We start from the raw sequence: 16,047 nt of genomic DNA on the forward strand, positions 1-16,047 counted from the left end.
TAAATTAGTGATCAATTTTTGCATCTGCTGAATTGTTTTCTAATTCATCCGCATGTAAGAAATGCGTGTGATGTGGGGCACGTTTGGTCTTCGACCATTCAGCCAACATTTCATGCTTCATTTCTTCAGTGATCATGGCAATTTTTTCAGGTGCTTTTTCATCATCATATGCGAGTTCTAAGCGGTGACCGTTTGGATCGAAGAAGTAAATGGAATGGAAGATGCCGTGGTTAGTAATGCCCAATACATCCACACCGTTTTCTTCTAAATGCGCTTTCGCTTCGATTAAAGCGGCACGGTCTTTCACTTTGAGCGCAATGTGTTGTACCCATTTTGGCGTGTTTTCATCACGACCCATTTCAGGTTGGGTTGGCAGTTCAAAGAATGCCAAAACATTGCCATTACCTGCATCTAAAAACAAATGCATGTATGGATCAAACGCTTTCGTCGATGGCACATGGTCTTCAGCAAAAGCCAAAATGAAGTCCATGTTTAAATTCTTTTTGTACCAATCCACTGTTTCTTTTGCATCTTTACAGCGGTATGCAACGTGGTGAATTTTTTCAATTTGTATAGCCATTTTAATATCCTTATTTTGAATTATTTCGCTTCTTGCTGGGCTTCTGGTGCAGCGTTTTGGAACGCTGCTAAGGTGTTGCAATGTTGATAAATCGAGGTAATTTTTGGATATGCTGATAAATCAATATTAAAACGTAGGGCGTTGTAGACTTGGGGAATTAGGCAGCAATCGGCAATAGTCGCTTGGTCGCCAAAGCAGAATTTGCCATTTGATTCTGCAAGTAAGGCTTCTAATGTTTTAAAGCCTGTTTCAACCCAATGCTTGTACCACTCGGTCTTTTGCTCATCAGTCACGTTTAATGTGCCCGTGAGATATTGCAAAACACGTAAGTTATTTAGAGGGTGAATATCGCAAGCAATTGCAAGGCTAAATGCACGAACCAACGCACGTTGCTGAGCACCCTGTGGCAATAACGCCACCTCAGGATATTGTTCATCTAAGTATTCAAGAATGCTGAGTGATTGACTTAAGTTAAAATCATCTTCAACGAAAGTTGGCACAAGCTCAGATGGATTCATTGCTTTATATGCTTCGCTGTGCTGCTCGCCACCGTTATTGACCAAATGCACAGGAATAAGCTCTGTATTTAAGCCTTTTAAGTTCAGTGCAATGCGTACACGATACGCGGCTGAACTTCGGAAGTAGGTATACAGTTGCATGCTTTAATTTCCTTATGATTGGAAATCAAATTGAACTGCAGGCAAAATTTTACCTGTCACTTCACCAAAGCCGATACGTAAACCGTCTTTTTCACAATGACCTTTCATAATCAACGTATCGCCATCTTGCATGAAGGTACGTTGTTCACCATTTGAAAGTGTGAGTGGCTTGGTTGCATTCCATGTGATCTCAAGTAATGAGCCATACGAATTTGGTGTAGGACCTGAAATCGTTCCTGAACCCATCAAATCACCGACTTGTACATTACAGCCCGCAATGGTGTGATGCGTCAGTTGTTGTGCCATCGACCAATACATGTATTTGAAGTTGGTTTCACAAATCACATCTGCTTGTTCCGCATTTTCAGCTTGAATCTCAACAGATAAGTTGATGTCGTAGCTATTTGCCGCATGATCTTCGCGTAGGTAAGCCAATGGTTGTGGTTCTTGCACAGGTGAGCTTGTTTTGAATGGCTCAAGCGCTTCTAAAGTCACAATCCATGGTGAGATTGAAGAGGCAAAGGTTTTTGCATTGAACGGACCAAGAGGTACGTATTCCCATTGTTGTAAATCACGTGCCGACCAGTCATTGAATAGCACCATACCGAAGATATGATCCCATGCATTTTCAATCGAAATTGGTTCGCCCAATTTATTGGGTTTACCCACGATGAAACCTGTTTCTAATTCGAAATCAAGTTTACGACAAGCTGAAAATTGCGGACGCTCTTCATTCGGCAGTTTGATCTGACCTGAAGGGCGAACGATGTCTGTACCGCTCACAATCACAGAACTTGCGCGGCCGTTATAACCCACTGGAAGTTCTGACCAATTTGCAAGCAGTGCATTTTTAGGGTCACGGAACATGCAGCCCACGTTGGTCGCGTGTTCTTTAGACGAATAGAAATCGGTATATCCCGGAACGTGTACAGGCAAATGTAAGGTTACATCCGCTTGCTTAAAAAATACTTGCTCACGCAGTGCAGTATTGTCACGTAATTCAGCATTGTCCGCTGAAAGTAAGCGTTGTAATTCCGCACGAACTTTCGACCAGTTGGCTTTACCTGAATCAATAAACTTATTCAAAATCGCTTGATTAAAAAATGTTTCGCCTGCTTGCAGGGCTAAATAACCATTTGCTTCCAAAGCTGCAAGGTCAACCACCCATTCACCCAATGCCACACCGATACGACGCTCGCCATCTTTTGATGTGCTAAATACACCAAAGGGTAAGTTCTGAATTGGAAAATCTGAATCTTGAGCAACCTCAATAAACGATTTTAATTGGCTAGTCATTTCCATGTTCCTTATGTAAAACCGTGGGTTTTATGTCAACCCAGTCATAAAATTTCAGCAAAATCAGGCTTAAATCGCGCATGAATTTGAAATAAAAATATGCATAAACAGTTGCTTATATATTTTTATAAAAATTCATTCATCTTGTGTCTAAGACCTATTGATTTTTAGGATTAATCTCATCATACTGATTTTCACAAATTACGCAATACATAAATTGATTACGTAATTCGTAAATTAATGCGATTGTGATCAGGTTTCTAAAGTATTCTCGACACATCTACTGGCTTTGATTCTTGGTAATGAACTGGCTTCGAGTAGAATACGAGTCAATTGAAATGAGAGTTGTCGACGAATGTCTGAAGAAAAAGTACAAGGTGGTGTGCAATCTCTTGAGGTTGGCTTAGGTGTATTGGATGCGCTGATTGCTCATCGTAACCCGATGATGCTGAAAGAATTGGCAGAAGCATTACAGATGCATCCTGCAAAAGTGCACCGTTATGTGGTGAGTTTGGTGCGTATGAACTATGCGCAGCAATTGCCTGATGGGCGTTATGGCTTGGGTGATCAAGCATGGCGTTTAGGGTTGCAATGTATTCAACGTACCGATGTGATCCAAGCAGTACAGTCTTATATTTACGCATTACACCGCGATATTCAGTGCGGTTTGCAAATCAGTCGTTGGTCATCACAAGGCCCATTGATTGTACAGTTTATGGAACCTGATCAACCGGTATCTGTCATTACCCGTGTCGGTTCCATCATGCCATTGCTCAATTCGGCAACGGGTCGTGCGTATGCGAGCTTTATGCCTGAAAACGTTGTGCGTCCAATTTTAGAACGTGAATGGCTTGAGAAACAAAAACAAGGTTTGTCGGTGTATCCTGCAAACTGGAACGAATTTTTAGAACTGAAGCAGGGCATTGTAGCGAAAGGCGCAGCGACTGTTTCAGGGGATATGTTGGCAGGTGTAAACTCATTCTGTGTACCGATTTTTAATGTACATGGTGAAATTGAGTTTTGTATTGCAGCATTAGGCAGTGAAGCCTGTTTACCGATGGATTTCGAAAATGAAAAGGTTCGAACGCTTAAGGAAACAGCACAAAAAATTACCGCCTTTATCAGCAAAGGACAAGCTTAGCCGCTTGTATGAATGCAGCACCTGATGTATGCATTGAATCAACATGTCCTCAGCGTGAATATCGATTCAATTTAAAGACCTGAACAGAAACCCCGAAGGATGCTTTGGGGTTTTTTTCCTGTTCTATTTAAGAAAATATATTGATTTAAATCATAATTATAAAAGATTACCCATCTTCTATTTTTGGGCTAGAATAAGATAAATTGATTTGAGAGTTATTGTGATGTTTGATTTTTTGAAAAAGAAAAATAAAGCCAGTTTTGTATTTTTTATTATCACACTCTATGCTCTGATTGGTTTTAGTTTGGGGTATATCATTTGGGAATTTTTCCTTTCTGTAGATTGATCAAATAAACGTGCTGAGAACGAGTAGATCAAAATGATAAATGTTTTGGTCTTTTTTATTTTAAATATACGAAAACTATTTATACAGCAAGGCAACTTATGGCATCCGATTGATGAACTAAATATATGACGAAGAGAATAGAGTTTTTCAAAACGGCTACACTATTTAAGTAAACAGCACGATATTATTTTCAAGTCAAATTTTTAGAAGTGTATGAAATATAGCGATAGCTTGATCATTTGAATCTATACATGATGTTCCTATGATGATTTTCATAATCGATATTCAGCTATTTCATTCAATTATTTAAATTATAGCAGTGTCCGGTTGTCATAAAATTTATAAAGTAGTTAACTATTTTTTTGATAAACGAAAAAATGTAAATTAAGAAAGCCTAAAGGCTTTTAGATGAAAATATAAGCTCTATTAATTTGTCATCATTTAATGACGATCCACATATTAAAAACAGTGTCGCGCTTGATGTTCACATAGCACCTAGCGTCTATTCAGGAGAATATAGATGCAACTCAATCATCCAGATCTACTCAAACAACAAGTCTACATTGATGGTGTATGGCTTGATGCTGCAGATCAAAAAACCATTGCAGTGACGAATCCTGCAACGGGTCAAGAAATTGCGACTGTTCCGAGTGTTTCAGCACTACAAGTTGAACAAGCAGTACAAGCAGCTGAATCAGCACTTAAAACTTGGAAATTAACAACAGCGAAAGAGCGTTCAACACTGCTTCGTAAATGGTTTAATTTAATCGTTGAAAACCAAGAAGACTTGGCTGTGATTTTAAGTACTGAACAAGGTAAACCATTGGCTGAAAGTCGTGGCGAAATCCTGTACGGTGCAAGCTTTATTGAATGGTTTGCTGAAGAAGCAAAACGTACTTACGGTGATGTTATTCCTCACGATAAACAGGGTCGTCGTTTGGTAGTCATCAAACAACCTGTCGGTGTTGTTGCTGCAATTACACCATGGAACTTCCCGAATGCGATGATCACACGTAAAGTGGGTCCTGCGTTAGCTGCGGGTTGTACTGTCATTATTAAACCAGCCTCAGAAACTCCACTTTCTGCTTTGGCTTTGGTTACACTTGCTGAACAAGCGGGTATTCCGAAAGGCGTAGTTAACGTGGTGACAGGTAGTTCACGTGAAATTGGTGGTGTATTAACGACACATCCAGCCGTGAAAAAAGTATCGTTTACAGGTTCTACAGGTGTCGGTAAATTGTTGATGGAACAATGTTCTTCAACAATGAAAAAAGTCAGCATGGAATTGGGCGGTAATGCACCGTTTATCGTGTTCGAAGATGCAGACTTAGATAAAGCGGTTGAAGGTGCAATTGCCTCTAAATTCCGTAACTCAGGTCAAACTTGTGTATGTACCAACCGAATCTTGGTTCAAGAAAACATCCACGATGCCTTTGTAGAGAAACTCTCTAAAGCAGTTCAAGCATTGAAAGTTGCACCTGCATTTGAGGCAGGCGCTGAGCAAGGTCCTCTCATCAACGAGAAATCGGTTGAGAAGATTGAAGAACACATTGCAGATGCTGTGGCAAAAGGTGCGAAAATTGCTGTTGGTGGTAAGCGTCATGCACTCGGTCAAACCTTCTTTGAGCCGACACTTTTGACAGATGTGACAGCTGATATGCTGGTTGCTAAAGATGAAACGTTTGCACCGCTTGCACCTGTATTTAAATTTAAGACAGATGAAGAAGCAATCTTCATGGCAAATGACACTGAGTTTGGTCTCGCGTCTTATATTTATACTGAAAGTTTAAGTCGTGCGTGGAAAGTGGGTGAAGCACTTGAATATGGCATGGTGGGGATTAACGAAGGTTTAATTTCAACTGAAGTTGCACCATTTGGTGGGATTAAAGAATCAGGTTCAGGTCGTGAAGGTTCTAAATACGGTATTGAAGATTATTTAGAGATTAAATATATGTGTATGGGCATCTAACTTTAGATTCGCTCAGGCATTTAAAATAAGGACTTTCGAGTCCTTATTTTTTTGTTTTTACAAAAGAAAAATAATGTAGATGCTAAATATTCTATTTTCTTTGATGAGCTCTACGAGATGATTGGGTATGCTATTAATACATAAAATATATCAGGATAGACTTAAAATATATTAATTAGGTGGGTGTAAATTATGATGATCAAATGTGGTTTTGATCGTTATTCTTGAATTAATCATTCATTTGAGTGTCTAGAAATCAAATCTATAAATCAATTTATCATATTCACATCACTTAATATCGAGCTGATTAAAACAATTTAAAGAGTCGATCGAGCCTAAGACAGTCACTTTTTCTTATTTTAAGATAGCTTTTAACTATAACCAAAAATGCCAAAAAACTGATTAAAAGATATGTATATCATATTAATAATATAACCATTTGATATATAAGAAAATATATTTTTAAGAAAAATTAAAGAATAAAATTATAAAAAGAAGAGATAGATCTATTTTCTATTATTGGCATGGGTGTTTTTGACAGTGTTTTTTTAGCTATTCTTTTTGGGAATCGCACTCAAAAAATGGCTGTTGAACTAAAGTATCATTACGTTAAATATATGTTAATTAATAGAATAATAGAGTAGATCAAGCTAGGCTGAGAAATACCCTTTAAAGCGTGGAAATTACATTTATCTGAGACGGTCAGATATTTGAAAATCATAACCAGAATTAAGTAATTCTGAAAAAGTAAAAGGATTTTACCATGAGTCAACATGACAGCGAACACAGCGATATTCAATTGATAGGATTTCACGAATCTTTATCACCGCAATTACTACGTATGATTTATTCAAACAGATGAACAGCAACCTGTTGAATCTCCAAAAATCATTATTCAAGTTATTCATCAATTTTCTGAAAAGATAAGCTCTGTGACAGTCAATCAATCTATGTGTTTGGCATTATTAAAAAATGACGAATGCATGTTTGATGTCATTATTGAACAATTTACTCAGTTGAAGTGTGGCTTAGCGCTCGGCTATAAAACATCGACTGGTTTGCCAAAGCTTTGGTTATTAAATTAAATCAAAGAATCATCGTGCAACCAAAGACTATCGTTGTAACGATATGGATGAATGACGAGTCATCGTTGAATATCCGTTAGCTTTTTAGTATTTTTTCAAAAAGTTGCTAGAATATTTATTATATGAATACAATTGCCAACTTTTATTTATGAAAAAAATACGACCTTCTTTAACCTTAGCATTACTTGAGGCGCGTGAAGCCTTAATGACGCATTTTCGCCCTGAGTTAAATGATGTCGGTTTGACTGAACAACAATGGCGAATTATTCGGACGCTGGCAGAGTTTGATGAACTTGATAGCACAACACTTGCCGATAAAGCCTGCATTTTGAAACCAAGTTTGACTGGTATTATTCATCGGTTGCTAGAAACAGGACTAATTATTCGTCGTCGCTCTGAGCAAGATCAACGCTTTAGTTATATTTCGTTGAGTGATGCCGGACATAGCATGTTTGCCGAAATGTCGGTACGTATGGAACAACGTTATCAGCATATTCAAGACCGTTTAGGCACTGAGAAAATGGAGCAGCTTCTCGTATTGTTAAAAGATGCGAAAGCGCTGAAACGTGACTAAGCTAAGCCTTTTGATTGTGCTGATTATAAAAAATGCCTGATTGATTCAGGCATTTTTTTCAGATCTTTAACATATGACGATCAAAGCGGATCATTTAAATTAAATTGATAAAGATAGGCAAGATTAAATCAGGTTGAACATGCAGTTCCCAGCAATAAAAAATGACCGATACCGCTTAAAACTTAAAGCTCACGCCACACATCATTTTCATCTTTTAGAGAAACCGTAAAATTAAATGAATCGTCTGTACTGACCAGTAATGAAGTCGGGGTATGCATGACCACTTTTAAAACCGTACCTGCTTCAAAGATCAATGGTTCGCAATTTTCTTTTTCCAACGTGATAGGCTTGAGTAATTCAATGACCGAGCTTTCCATTTTTTCATTCCCCAATAGATGTTGGTATTTTTCGCAGATGATAGCATGCTTTGACCCAAAAAATGAGCCTGTTTATCGCTTGATATTGTGAAATTGTAGCGACTTAAGTCTAAGAATTATAAAAATAATCATGACAAATGTATTGGTCATATCGTATTAATTCTGTACTTGTTCTCAGCCACGCATCATCAGGAAATTTAATACAGCTTGTAATACAAATATGGTTCTTTCACCCATTAGATGAACTTCATTGCATCTGATTTAACGCCACTCATTCAACCGTGTATTGATACCATTGCTCGCTCAAAATGCTAAATTTCTTGGCTTTCATTAAATTAATCAACGTCATCTTCCATCTTTCAGCTATATTGTGATGCATAGATCCCGTTGCCATAAATTTGAAGATTAGTGCAGTATTTCCCTTAAAAAATAATAAACTATCTTTTTTACGTTGAAATAAAAGAATAAGGAGTATTCACCGAACATGTTTAAGTCGTTTTTCCCAAAGCCAGTCTGGTTTTTTAGCAGTTTGGTGCTATGGTTTGTGATTAATTTATGGCTTTGGCACAGTGGCGGCTCAGGATGGGGCAGCTACGTAGGTTTTGCTAAAGACTACCACGAGGTGACATTACCGATTGGTGTGAGCCGATTCTGGTCAGCGCAATTTCTTTGGTTCTATTTGTGGTATTTCGTTGCAACGGTTTTATTTGCATGGTTTTGGCATGTTAAAGCACATCATCCATGGCAACGTTGGTCGATTTGGGGGTCTTCTTTCATTCTGTTTAACATTTGGTTTGGTGTCCAAGTCAATGTCGTGCTGAATGAATGGTACAGCCCATTTTATGATTTAATTCAAAAAATGCTGACCAGTGGTGGAGGTGATGTACAGTCACTCTACAGTGGAGCGGTGACTTTCATATATATCGCGATGGTTTATGTCACTTTGGCGGTGTTTAACCTGTTCTTTGTGAGCCATTATGTGTTCCGTTGGCGTACCGCAATGAATGACTATTATACGGCGCATTGGGAGCAGTTACGTCATATCGAAGGTGCATCACAGCGTATTCAAGAAGATACAATGCGTTTTGCACGTACCACAGAAGAATTGGGTGTATCTCTCATTGAGTCGCTCATGTTGCTGATGGCATTTTTACCCGTACTGTATACGCTGTCGAGTCATGTTAAAACCTTACCCATCATTGGAGAAATCAGTCATGCCTTGGTGTGGGCATCGCTTGGCTGGGCAGTATTTGGCACGATCGTACTGATGACCGTTGGTATAAAATTGCCGGGACTTGAGTTTAATAACCAAAAAGTGGAAGCGGCATATCGTAAAGAATTGGTGTATGGCGAGGACTATGCAGAACGTGCTCAACCGCAAACCTTAAAAGAATTATTTAGCAAAGTACGTTTCAATTATTTCCGTCTTTATTTCCACTATGCCTATTTCAACATGGTACGTATTTGGTATTTGCAACTCGATAATATTTACGGGTTATTTATTTTATTCCCAAGTATTGCTGCGGGTGCCATTACACTTGGTTTGATGATGCAGATTTTGAATGTCTTTGGCAAAGTCCGTGAATCATTCCAGTACTTAATTATGTCATGGCCAAAAATTATTGAATTACTCTCCATTTATAAACGTCTCAAAGCCTTTGAGTCGCATATTGATTAATTGTAAATAGCACATCACGATCGGATCAGGTATCAACACTTGATCCGATTTTTTATTGTTGAAGATACGATTTGTCTTTTGATTAAAAGGAGAAGATAGTTGAAAATGCTTATGGAACGTATTCAATGATTTAGATGTCCCACAATAAATCTGTATTAAGCTTAGATTTGAGATTTTTAAAATGCTATATCATTGATTTACTAATATTTTTATATTTATTTTTTAATGTCTGTTATAGGCTTTTTTGTGATCTATGCTTCATCGTGATTTGGCAATAAATGCTTATAAAATCAATCTATTGCGATTGTTGTTTTGGTCTAATTCGGTTATGTTATGTGCATAATATAGCTCGAGAATAAGAATGTGAAGCTCAAGGTATTTACCCTTACGATAATAATGACAAGTTTAACCGCCTGTACACAGGTCGAGCGTTTAAAATCAGGCGCTGAGCCGAATTATGCAAGCCCACAAGAATTCATTGCCAAAAAAAATTTAAACAATCAAGATGGGACTGCCAAGGAATATATTTACGTTTGGGATGCAAAACAAAAAGGCAATAGCACACAATCTTTACTTCCGCGCACCACACTAAGCCAGTATTGTCATGCGAAGTCAGGTCGCTTGGTGCTGTCGTATAAAAGCCAATTGAGCTTAGTGAAAAATGCGGCACAAAAGCGTCGTTTAGCAGCTGATAAAAGTTTGGCACAAGGCATTGGTGCGTATCAGTGCAAATTTGCAGATGGCACACATTGGTTGGTATCCATTGAGCCGATGAGTGAGCAAGCTGTGCAGAAGAATAGCGCCACACGTTCGGTTAAATTACTGACCAAAGTCATGAGCATGCATGAAGCACGTCAGTTTTATCGTGGGGCAGTATCTCTAGATAAAAAAATAGAATCCCCTAAAAATAGTGCCAAAAATACCCAAAAAGAGGTCGCAAAAAAAGAAACAAGTTTAAAAGAGCACTTAAAAGAAAACCCAAGCAAAGATTTAAAGCCAACAGTTGATGTGGCGACGCCTACGGTATTACCGAATAACCATGCAGCCGAGAGCGTACAACAGCAGCAGGCACGTTTATATGTTGCAGCCCGTCGTGATATTAACACGGGTAAAAACATCACCAATGCCTGTAATAATGCACAAAAAGCCTATAGCTTCGGTAAATTGCAAGGTACTGAGGGAACACGTGTTTATACGGAGTCGGGGATGTTGGTGGCACGTTGTTTAAATAACATTCCGTCATATGGCAGCCGTATTCCAAATGCCAAAGGACAAGCCAAACGGATTTTGACCAATCTTGCTAATAATTATAATCATTCGGGTGCAAAAAATATGCTGCGCCAAATGAAGTAAAAGCAAAATTTTGATGAATTGTCTATCTTTTAAGATAGGCATTTTTATGCGTTTATAGATGAATTGCTGTTTATTTTTTACAGAGCCATAACAGGCTATGTATGGTGCTTTGTGGTACAAAGAAGGCATCAGCATGGAGTAGTTTATACAATGTCTTTTCGTCTTTTTAAAACGATTAAAAATATTCATCCTGCAGTGAAATCTGCCGTTCTGGCATGTGCTTTACTGAGTTCTGTGCAAATGACCGCAGCGAGTACTGCACAAGATCAGCTCAGTAGTTGCTTAGTGAAGGCGACGACTGCGGCAGATAAGACTGCGGTTTTACAATGGACGTTTGTTGCGCTGTCAACGCATCCTGATTTACAAGCATTCGCTCAAGTGAATGCTGCACAAAAAGAACAATTGGATAAAAACTTTGCGGCGGTTTTGCAACGGATTTTGGTGGAGCAATGTTCAGCTCAAGCCAAAGCTGTGATTCAAGCCGATGGTGTTGAAGGTATTGGGTCAAGTTTCCAAGAGCTTGGGCAAATCACGGGCGACGAAATTTTAAAAAATCCTGAAATTAAAGCGCAGCTCAAAGGCGTGCTGAAATATGTCGATTTAAATAAATTAGTCATGACCTTTTTAACGCCAGATATTTGGAATAAGTTGGGCGCGATTCGAGGGCTGTAATTTTACTAAAACTTACTTAAAAATAGCCGCAATGATTTTAAATAGCCAAATGATTGGATAGATCAGTAGTTCTAAACCGTCTGCTAAGTGGGCGAGTTTACTTCGTCGGGCAGTTTCGGGATATGCTTGAAATAAACCTTTACGCCATTTTGGATGTAGTAGCATAATTGTTAAAATCAATAGAAATAAGCTGGCTAGCCCTAGCATAAAGTACATGATTGAAAATGATGTCATTATTGTTTTTCTTTGGTTTTTTGATTTTATAGCATAAAAAATGGATGCAGATATCAGTATTTGCATCCATTTTACTTCGCTTTCGGCTATTTTTAAATGATCTAAGATTAATTAAAAATTAATACACTTTTACCTTTGGTATGCCCCGATAAAATATCGCTATAAGCGCTTTGTGCTTGCTCAAAAGGATATTCGCGGCTGACTTCCCAATGAAAACGACCCTCACTCACACCTGTTACCACATGCTGTAAATTGGCAAGATTACGTTTGACCCACACCGGTCGAATCTGAGTTGATGATACTTTTTTACCGGCAATCGTGCCCATAAAGCCATTTGTTTTGACCATAGCTAAAGCTGCTTGTGTTGCTTCTTCTGTACCGCTTAAATCAATTGAAGCATCAAATTGAGTAGGATGAATTTGTTTAAGGCGCTCAATTAAACCATCACCATAGACCACTGCGGTTGCACCGAGCTTTTTAATATAAGCTTGATTGGCACTCGATGCTGTTGCGACGACATCAATGCCTTTTTCAACCGCAAGTTGAACCACGATTGAACCGACACCACCTGAACCACCATGCACCAGTAAAGACTGAATATCACCTATTTCATCAAAAATGGTCATCGCGGTTTGTGCTGCACCTGCCAATGAACCTGCAACTGCCCAATCTATATTTTGTGGTTTCTTCACTAAATTGGCTAAAGGCACATCGATCACGCTAGCATGGGTAAATGCACCGCCTGAGCCAAGGACTTCATCGCCCACTTTCCATGTATGTTGAGTTTCATCAACCTCAACAATGATGCCTGCATATTCAGTGCCGAAGGTTTGCGGCAGGGCTGCATGTTTAAATTCACCCGTCATGCGACGTGCATCAATCGGGTTAATGCCTGCGGCTTTGACTTGGATTCGTGCGTTGCCTAAAGCAAGTGGTTGTAATGTTTGTTGTGTATATTCAAGCACGTCAGGTGCGCCATATTCGTGTGCAATCAGTATTGTTGATTTCATGTTGATGCCTTGGTTTTTTAAATCATGGCAGGATTATAGGCAGGGGAAACGGAGCTACATAAGCCCAAAAACTGGATCAGATTTTTCTAAAAATAGAACAACCTCTCCTTAGCCTTTTTTTTTCTTGCGCTTCGTTTTAAAAGCAATGCTTTAAAACTTGCTCAGGAGAGGTGGGCTAAACTGTACATGCATTATAAATCAAATAAATCATACTGTGCTTTATCTGTAAGATTATAAATTTCAGAAATTTTGTTTTTGAATATATTAACTCCTCCATAGCTTGGATGGCGAACATGATGTTGGATCATATGATCTGGTATATCTAGTTTTTTTATAGATTCAAAAGAATCATTCCCAATACATATAATTCTAGAAATATTTAGACTATTAATTAGTTTGGTAAGTATATAAATACCGAACTCTTCTTCAAGACGATTATACTTTCTGTTACTTTGCTGGTTGTCTTTTTCATAAGGATGAAATGGGAAAATATTCCAAAAAAATATATTTTTAGGTAATTTTTCATACATTGTCCAAATTGTATTTGCAGAAACCTCAGATGATAAATTCTTTTCTTTGCTAACTATTTGTAGATTAAGATTCAACTTACTGTTTAAAGAGTTAATATTATTTTCACTGGTAAAAGGAATGCCTGTTCTTCTTCCACCCTTATATCCAAGATCTCGACCTATCCATAAATCAATCGAATCTAGAGTGGAAAAATATTCTAAATACAATTTTAAATTTTCTAATCTTATTTTATTAGCCGTATGAACATCATAGAGATCACATATATCTTTATAGGGATTGAAAGTGTTGGTAAATTGTTTTTTAGATAAGTCACTGATTATACTTTTTAGATTATTTTTCATCATTCGGTGGTTCAAATATTATTGATCTATTATTTAAGTCTACTCTAATGGTACCTGTTTTATGCTTGGATAATAATGTAAAAACTCTAAAGCCTTCGTAAATTGCTTCTTTCCATAGGGCAGGCGGACAGTTCTCTACCTCATATCCCTTGACAAAAAGTTGTACATTTTTAATCAACTTGGTTGAAATATCTTTGCGTTCACTAAAGTAGTTATAAGCTTTAGCTTGATTGAAAATCCAAGCCGAGATCCCTTCTTCGACAACTATGGCTCTGCCTGAATCTTCATTCTCATCGAAATCCGGATTACTTTTTCTCTTTCTTTTCAATAAAGCTCTAAAGACAGGAGACCAATGTAAAATTGCAGCATATGATATATGAAAGATATCATGATATCTGTAATTATCCTTGTCTTTATGGTTGTCAGTTAATGGATCACCTAAGAAAACTTCACCATATTTCATATGAATTCTGCCAGAAGATCTTTTAACAAAAACAATTTCGAAATTATCGGGAAACCGTTCATCCTCAGGGAATGAGCTATCAAAAGGTTTTTGGATTTTAGGATAGTCTGAAATTATTTCATTCCATGCAAAATTATCATTTTTAATTTTTTTTGAATTTGTTTTGATGATTCTTTCAAAATCACATTTAACAAAAAATAAAATTCTCCAAAAAGTCCTGAGAAAGCTTATATAAGCTGTTTTATCTTTACTTTTTAAGGTTAAGGATTTTTCGTGTAAATTAAATAATAATTTATTTTTAAAATCTTGGTGATTTTCAATTGATTCTTTTTCAACAATTAGGGGTAGAAATTTGGGATCAATTTTTTTGAAATATTCCTTTTGGTATAAAACTTGACTAGTTTCTTGTATTAATGTGTTGAGATCAAACTCTAACTCTATACAGGATAAGGTAAAATACCAAAGTATATCACCGAGTTCTTCTTCTATTTCTAACTCCGTAATCTTTGACATTTCTGATAAAGCTTTTTCTTTTATTTTTCTTTTTGAAATAGTTAGTAGTCCACCAATTTCACCATAGAGACCCAATAAGGAATAATTAAATTTATCTTTTTTAATTTGACATGTACTTTTGACTAAATTTTGATATTCACTAATAAAATCACTTCCATTCATTAGGATTGCCATAAATACCTCTTGGTAAGGTTTGCCAATATTTTTCTAATTCAGATATAAAATCGCTATGGAATCTATTCTTGTGATGACGTTTTACCGTAATATTTTTATTTGCAATAACATTATCTAGCAAATTATTAGGTAAGAGGATAGCATTATTTCCATAGTAAACAAAATTATCGCTAATTAAGACTTTATCCACTTGAGTGTCATGATCTCTGTTTCCTGTGTGAGTTATTGCATTCGGGAAAGAGTGGTGTGAATCAAGTTGAACATATCTATTTAAACTATCTTGATAATAAATATTGTCACCAAATTGTCTTTTGGGATGTGACTTTATCGTAGGTTTTTTTAATTTAAATCTTTTGTCATTGAAATAATTTTCAAATGTTAAAATTTCAGTAACTTCCATAGCATAGATCAATCTATGTCCACCATCTCCACGGTACTTTTTACCAGCTAGACCAAAAATTTTATCTCCCACTTTGGCAGACTTTCTTGTCCTAGGTTTACAATTAGCAAGTGTACAAAAACCATAAAAAGGATTTGGTGCGAATCCGAAATCTCTATCTACAATGTAAGAAAAGAAATTCATTATAATCTTTTTCCTGTTTTACAGTTTACTCGCTTTATATCTTTAATTTCTTCTTCTGAGCAGTCAGGTAGCTGTATGATTGTATCGTATGATTGTATCAGTGAAGGTATAAGGACAATATTGTCTTCGCATAATAAAGAATCTAAAAGATCTTTAATATCTTTAGGTAGATAACTTGTTAATGCTGTTGTAGACCAAACACCTATTACGTACTGAGAGGCTCTAACATTTCTAATAATTATATCTTTAAAGGATGTTAGATCTCTGTCAATTACAATTATTAAGTAATTGGTTTTTTCTTGAATTAGCTCATTATATTGAACTTCTTTGAGAGCTAAATTCAGTGTAGATAGAGTTTTTTGTTTAACTGTAGAATTACTGTCTGATATCAAGTAAGACATGAAATTATATATTCCTGTTTTATTATGCTTAGATAATTTAAATGTATCACATTTGTTTTTATATTGT

The 16,047-nt window shown here is 36.9% G+C and carries 17 protein-coding genes; 8 read left to right on the forward strand and 9 right to left on the reverse strand.

Annotation, left to right across the window (positions count from 1 at the left end):
• Window positions 1–4: 4 nt before the first annotated feature.
• The 3 genes from GFH30_RS03385 to fahA are packed head-to-tail and all read right to left on the reverse strand — an operon-like array spanning window position 5 to window position 2,535.
• Complete coding sequence (locus GFH30_RS03385; protein WP_153370900.1) at window positions 5–580, reverse strand: VOC family protein; 576 nt, start codon at window positions 578–580, stop codon at window positions 5–7.
• A gap of 20 nt (window positions 581–600) precedes the next feature.
• On the reverse strand, window positions 601–1,239 hold the full coding sequence (gene maiA, locus GFH30_RS03390; protein ID WP_153370901.1) for a maleylacetoacetate isomerase: 639 nt from the start codon (window positions 1,237–1,239) through the stop codon (window positions 601–603).
• Window positions 1,240–1,251: 12 nt separating this feature from the next.
• Complete coding sequence (gene fahA / locus GFH30_RS03395) at window positions 1,252–2,535, reverse strand: fumarylacetoacetase (protein WP_153370902.1); 1,284 nt, start codon at window positions 2,533–2,535, stop codon at window positions 1,252–1,254.
• A 355-nt stretch (window positions 2,536–2,890) separates the two neighbouring features.
• Here fahA and GFH30_RS03400 point away from each other — a divergent pair, with 355 nt between their 5' ends.
• From GFH30_RS03400 to hpaR, 5 genes are all read left to right on the forward strand, one after another.
• Window positions 2,891–3,676 (forward strand): IclR family transcriptional regulator, encoded by a 786-nt coding sequence (locus GFH30_RS03400; protein ID WP_153370903.1) that lies wholly within the window; start codon window positions 2,891–2,893, stop codon window positions 3,674–3,676.
• Window positions 3,677–3,899: 223 nt separating this feature from the next.
• Complete coding sequence (locus GFH30_RS03405) at window positions 3,900–4,022, forward strand: hypothetical protein (protein ID WP_153373345.1); 123 nt, start codon at window positions 3,900–3,902, stop codon at window positions 4,020–4,022.
• Window positions 4,023–4,542: 520 nt separating this feature from the next.
• The gene (locus GFH30_RS03410; RefSeq protein ID WP_153370904.1) at window positions 4,543–5,991 is read left to right on the forward strand and encodes an NAD-dependent succinate-semialdehyde dehydrogenase; all 1,449 of its coding nucleotides are present in this window, start codon (window positions 4,543–4,545) and stop codon (window positions 5,989–5,991) included.
• A 932-nt stretch (window positions 5,992–6,923) separates the two neighbouring features.
• The gene (locus GFH30_RS03415; RefSeq protein ID WP_153370905.1) at window positions 6,924–7,076 is read left to right on the forward strand and encodes a hypothetical protein; all 153 of its coding nucleotides are present in this window, start codon (window positions 6,924–6,926) and stop codon (window positions 7,074–7,076) included.
• A gap of 148 nt (window positions 7,077–7,224) precedes the next feature.
• Window positions 7,225–7,650 (forward strand): homoprotocatechuate degradation operon regulator HpaR, encoded by a 426-nt coding sequence (gene hpaR, locus GFH30_RS03420; protein WP_153370906.1) that lies wholly within the window; start codon window positions 7,225–7,227, stop codon window positions 7,648–7,650.
• Between the two features lie 182 nt (window positions 7,651–7,832).
• On the opposite strand, the gene GFH30_RS03425 is transcribed toward hpaR, so the two are convergent.
• Window positions 7,833–8,027 carry a hypothetical protein gene (locus tag GFH30_RS03425; RefSeq protein WP_153370907.1) on the reverse strand — a complete coding sequence of 65 codons (195 nt, stop codon included), beginning with the start codon at window positions 8,025–8,027 and terminating at the stop codon, window positions 7,833–7,835.
• 484 nt (window positions 8,028–8,511) lie between these two features.
• On the opposite strand from GFH30_RS03425, the gene sbmA reads away from it, so the two are divergent.
• The 3 genes from sbmA to GFH30_RS03440 all read left to right on the forward strand — a co-directional run bounded on the left by sbmA (window position 8,512) and on the right by GFH30_RS03440 (window position 11,730).
• Window positions 8,512–9,705, forward strand: coding sequence for a peptide antibiotic transporter SbmA (gene sbmA / locus GFH30_RS03430; RefSeq protein ID WP_153370908.1), 1,194 nt, complete (start codon window positions 8,512–8,514; stop codon window positions 9,703–9,705).
• Window positions 9,706–10,101: 396 nt separating this feature from the next.
• A complete protein-coding gene (locus tag GFH30_RS03435) occupies window positions 10,102–11,058 on the forward strand; it encodes a hypothetical protein (RefSeq protein WP_153389359.1) in 957 nt (318 codons plus the stop codon).
• Window positions 11,059–11,208: 150 nt separating this feature from the next.
• Window positions 11,209–11,730, forward strand: coding sequence for a hypothetical protein (locus tag GFH30_RS03440; protein ID WP_153370910.1), 522 nt, complete (start codon window positions 11,209–11,211; stop codon window positions 11,728–11,730).
• Window positions 11,731–12,071: 341 nt separating this feature from the next.
• On the opposite strand, the gene GFH30_RS03445 is transcribed toward GFH30_RS03440, so the two are convergent.
• From GFH30_RS03445 to GFH30_RS03465, 5 genes are all read right to left on the reverse strand, one after another.
• Window positions 12,072–12,974, reverse strand: coding sequence for an NADP-dependent oxidoreductase (locus GFH30_RS03445; RefSeq protein ID WP_153370911.1), 903 nt, complete (start codon window positions 12,972–12,974; stop codon window positions 12,072–12,074).
• 191 nt (window positions 12,975–13,165) lie between these two features.
• A complete protein-coding gene (locus GFH30_RS03450; RefSeq protein WP_153370912.1) occupies window positions 13,166–13,849 on the reverse strand; it encodes a uracil-DNA glycosylase in 684 nt (227 codons plus the stop codon).
• The gene (locus GFH30_RS03455; protein ID WP_153370913.1) at window positions 13,836–14,996 is read right to left on the reverse strand and encodes a hypothetical protein; all 1,161 of its coding nucleotides are present in this window, start codon (window positions 14,994–14,996) and stop codon (window positions 13,836–13,838) included. Before GFH30_RS03455 ends, GFH30_RS03450 begins: the two co-directional genes overlap by 14 nt.
• Complete coding sequence (locus tag GFH30_RS03460) at window positions 14,971–15,579, reverse strand: Nmad2 family putative nucleotide modification protein (RefSeq protein WP_153370914.1); 609 nt, start codon at window positions 15,577–15,579, stop codon at window positions 14,971–14,973. Before GFH30_RS03460 ends, GFH30_RS03455 begins: the two co-directional genes overlap by 26 nt.
• Window positions 15,579–15,980: a hypothetical protein gene (locus GFH30_RS03465; RefSeq protein WP_153370915.1), complete on the reverse strand. Its 402-nt coding sequence runs from the start codon at window positions 15,978–15,980 to the stop codon at window positions 15,579–15,581. The genes GFH30_RS03460 and GFH30_RS03465 overlap by 1 nt, the downstream gene beginning before the upstream one ends.
• Between the last annotated feature and the right edge of the window lie 67 nt (window positions 15,981–16,047).

Origin of the sequence: Acinetobacter wanghuae (assembly GCF_009557235.1) — a bacterium.
Taxonomy (GTDB): Bacteria; Pseudomonadota; Gammaproteobacteria; order Pseudomonadales; family Moraxellaceae; genus Acinetobacter; species Acinetobacter wanghuae.

Coding starts and splice junctions, on each gene's coding strand:
- GFH30_RS03385 (WP_153370900.1), bottom strand. CDS start 580: ATGGCTATACAAATTGAAAAAATTCACCACGTTGCATACCGCTGTAAA.
- maiA (WP_153370901.1), bottom strand. CDS start 1,239: ATGCAACTGTATACCTACTTCCGAAGTTCAGCCGCGTATCGTGTACGC.
- fahA (WP_153370902.1), bottom strand. CDS start 2,535: ATGACTAGCCAATTAAAATCGTTTATTGAGGTTGCTCAAGATTCAGAT.
- GFH30_RS03400 (WP_153370903.1), top strand. CDS start 2,891: ATGTCTGAAGAAAAAGTACAAGGTGGTGTGCAATCTCTTGAGGTTGGC.
- GFH30_RS03405 (WP_153373345.1), top strand. CDS start 3,900: ATGTTTGATTTTTTGAAAAAGAAAAATAAAGCCAGTTTTGTATTTTTT.
- GFH30_RS03410 (WP_153370904.1), top strand. CDS start 4,543: ATGCAACTCAATCATCCAGATCTACTCAAACAACAAGTCTACATTGAT.
- hpaR (WP_153370906.1), top strand. CDS start 7,225: ATGAAAAAAATACGACCTTCTTTAACCTTAGCATTACTTGAGGCGCGT.
- GFH30_RS03425 (WP_153370907.1), bottom strand. CDS start 8,027: ATGGAAAGCTCGGTCATTGAATTACTCAAGCCTATCACGTTGGAAAAA.
- sbmA (WP_153370908.1), top strand. CDS start 8,512: ATGTTTAAGTCGTTTTTCCCAAAGCCAGTCTGGTTTTTTAGCAGTTTG.
- GFH30_RS03435 (WP_153389359.1), top strand. CDS start 10,102: ATGACAAGTTTAACCGCCTGTACACAGGTCGAGCGTTTAAAATCAGGC.
- GFH30_RS03440 (WP_153370910.1), top strand. CDS start 11,209: ATGTCTTTTCGTCTTTTTAAAACGATTAAAAATATTCATCCTGCAGTG.
- GFH30_RS03445 (WP_153370911.1), bottom strand. CDS start 12,974: ATGAAATCAACAATACTGATTGCACACGAATATGGCGCACCTGACGTG.
- GFH30_RS03450 (WP_153370912.1), bottom strand. CDS start 13,849: ATGATGAAAAATAATCTAAAAAGTATAATCAGTGACTTATCTAAAAAA.
- GFH30_RS03455 (WP_153370913.1), bottom strand. CDS start 14,996: ATGGCAATCCTAATGAATGGAAGTGATTTTATTAGTGAATATCAAAAT.
- GFH30_RS03460 (WP_153370914.1), bottom strand. CDS start 15,579: ATGAATTTCTTTTCTTACATTGTAGATAGAGATTTCGGATTCGCACCA.
- GFH30_RS03465 (WP_153370915.1), bottom strand. CDS start 15,980: ATGTCTTACTTGATATCAGACAGTAATTCTACAGTTAAACAAAAAACT.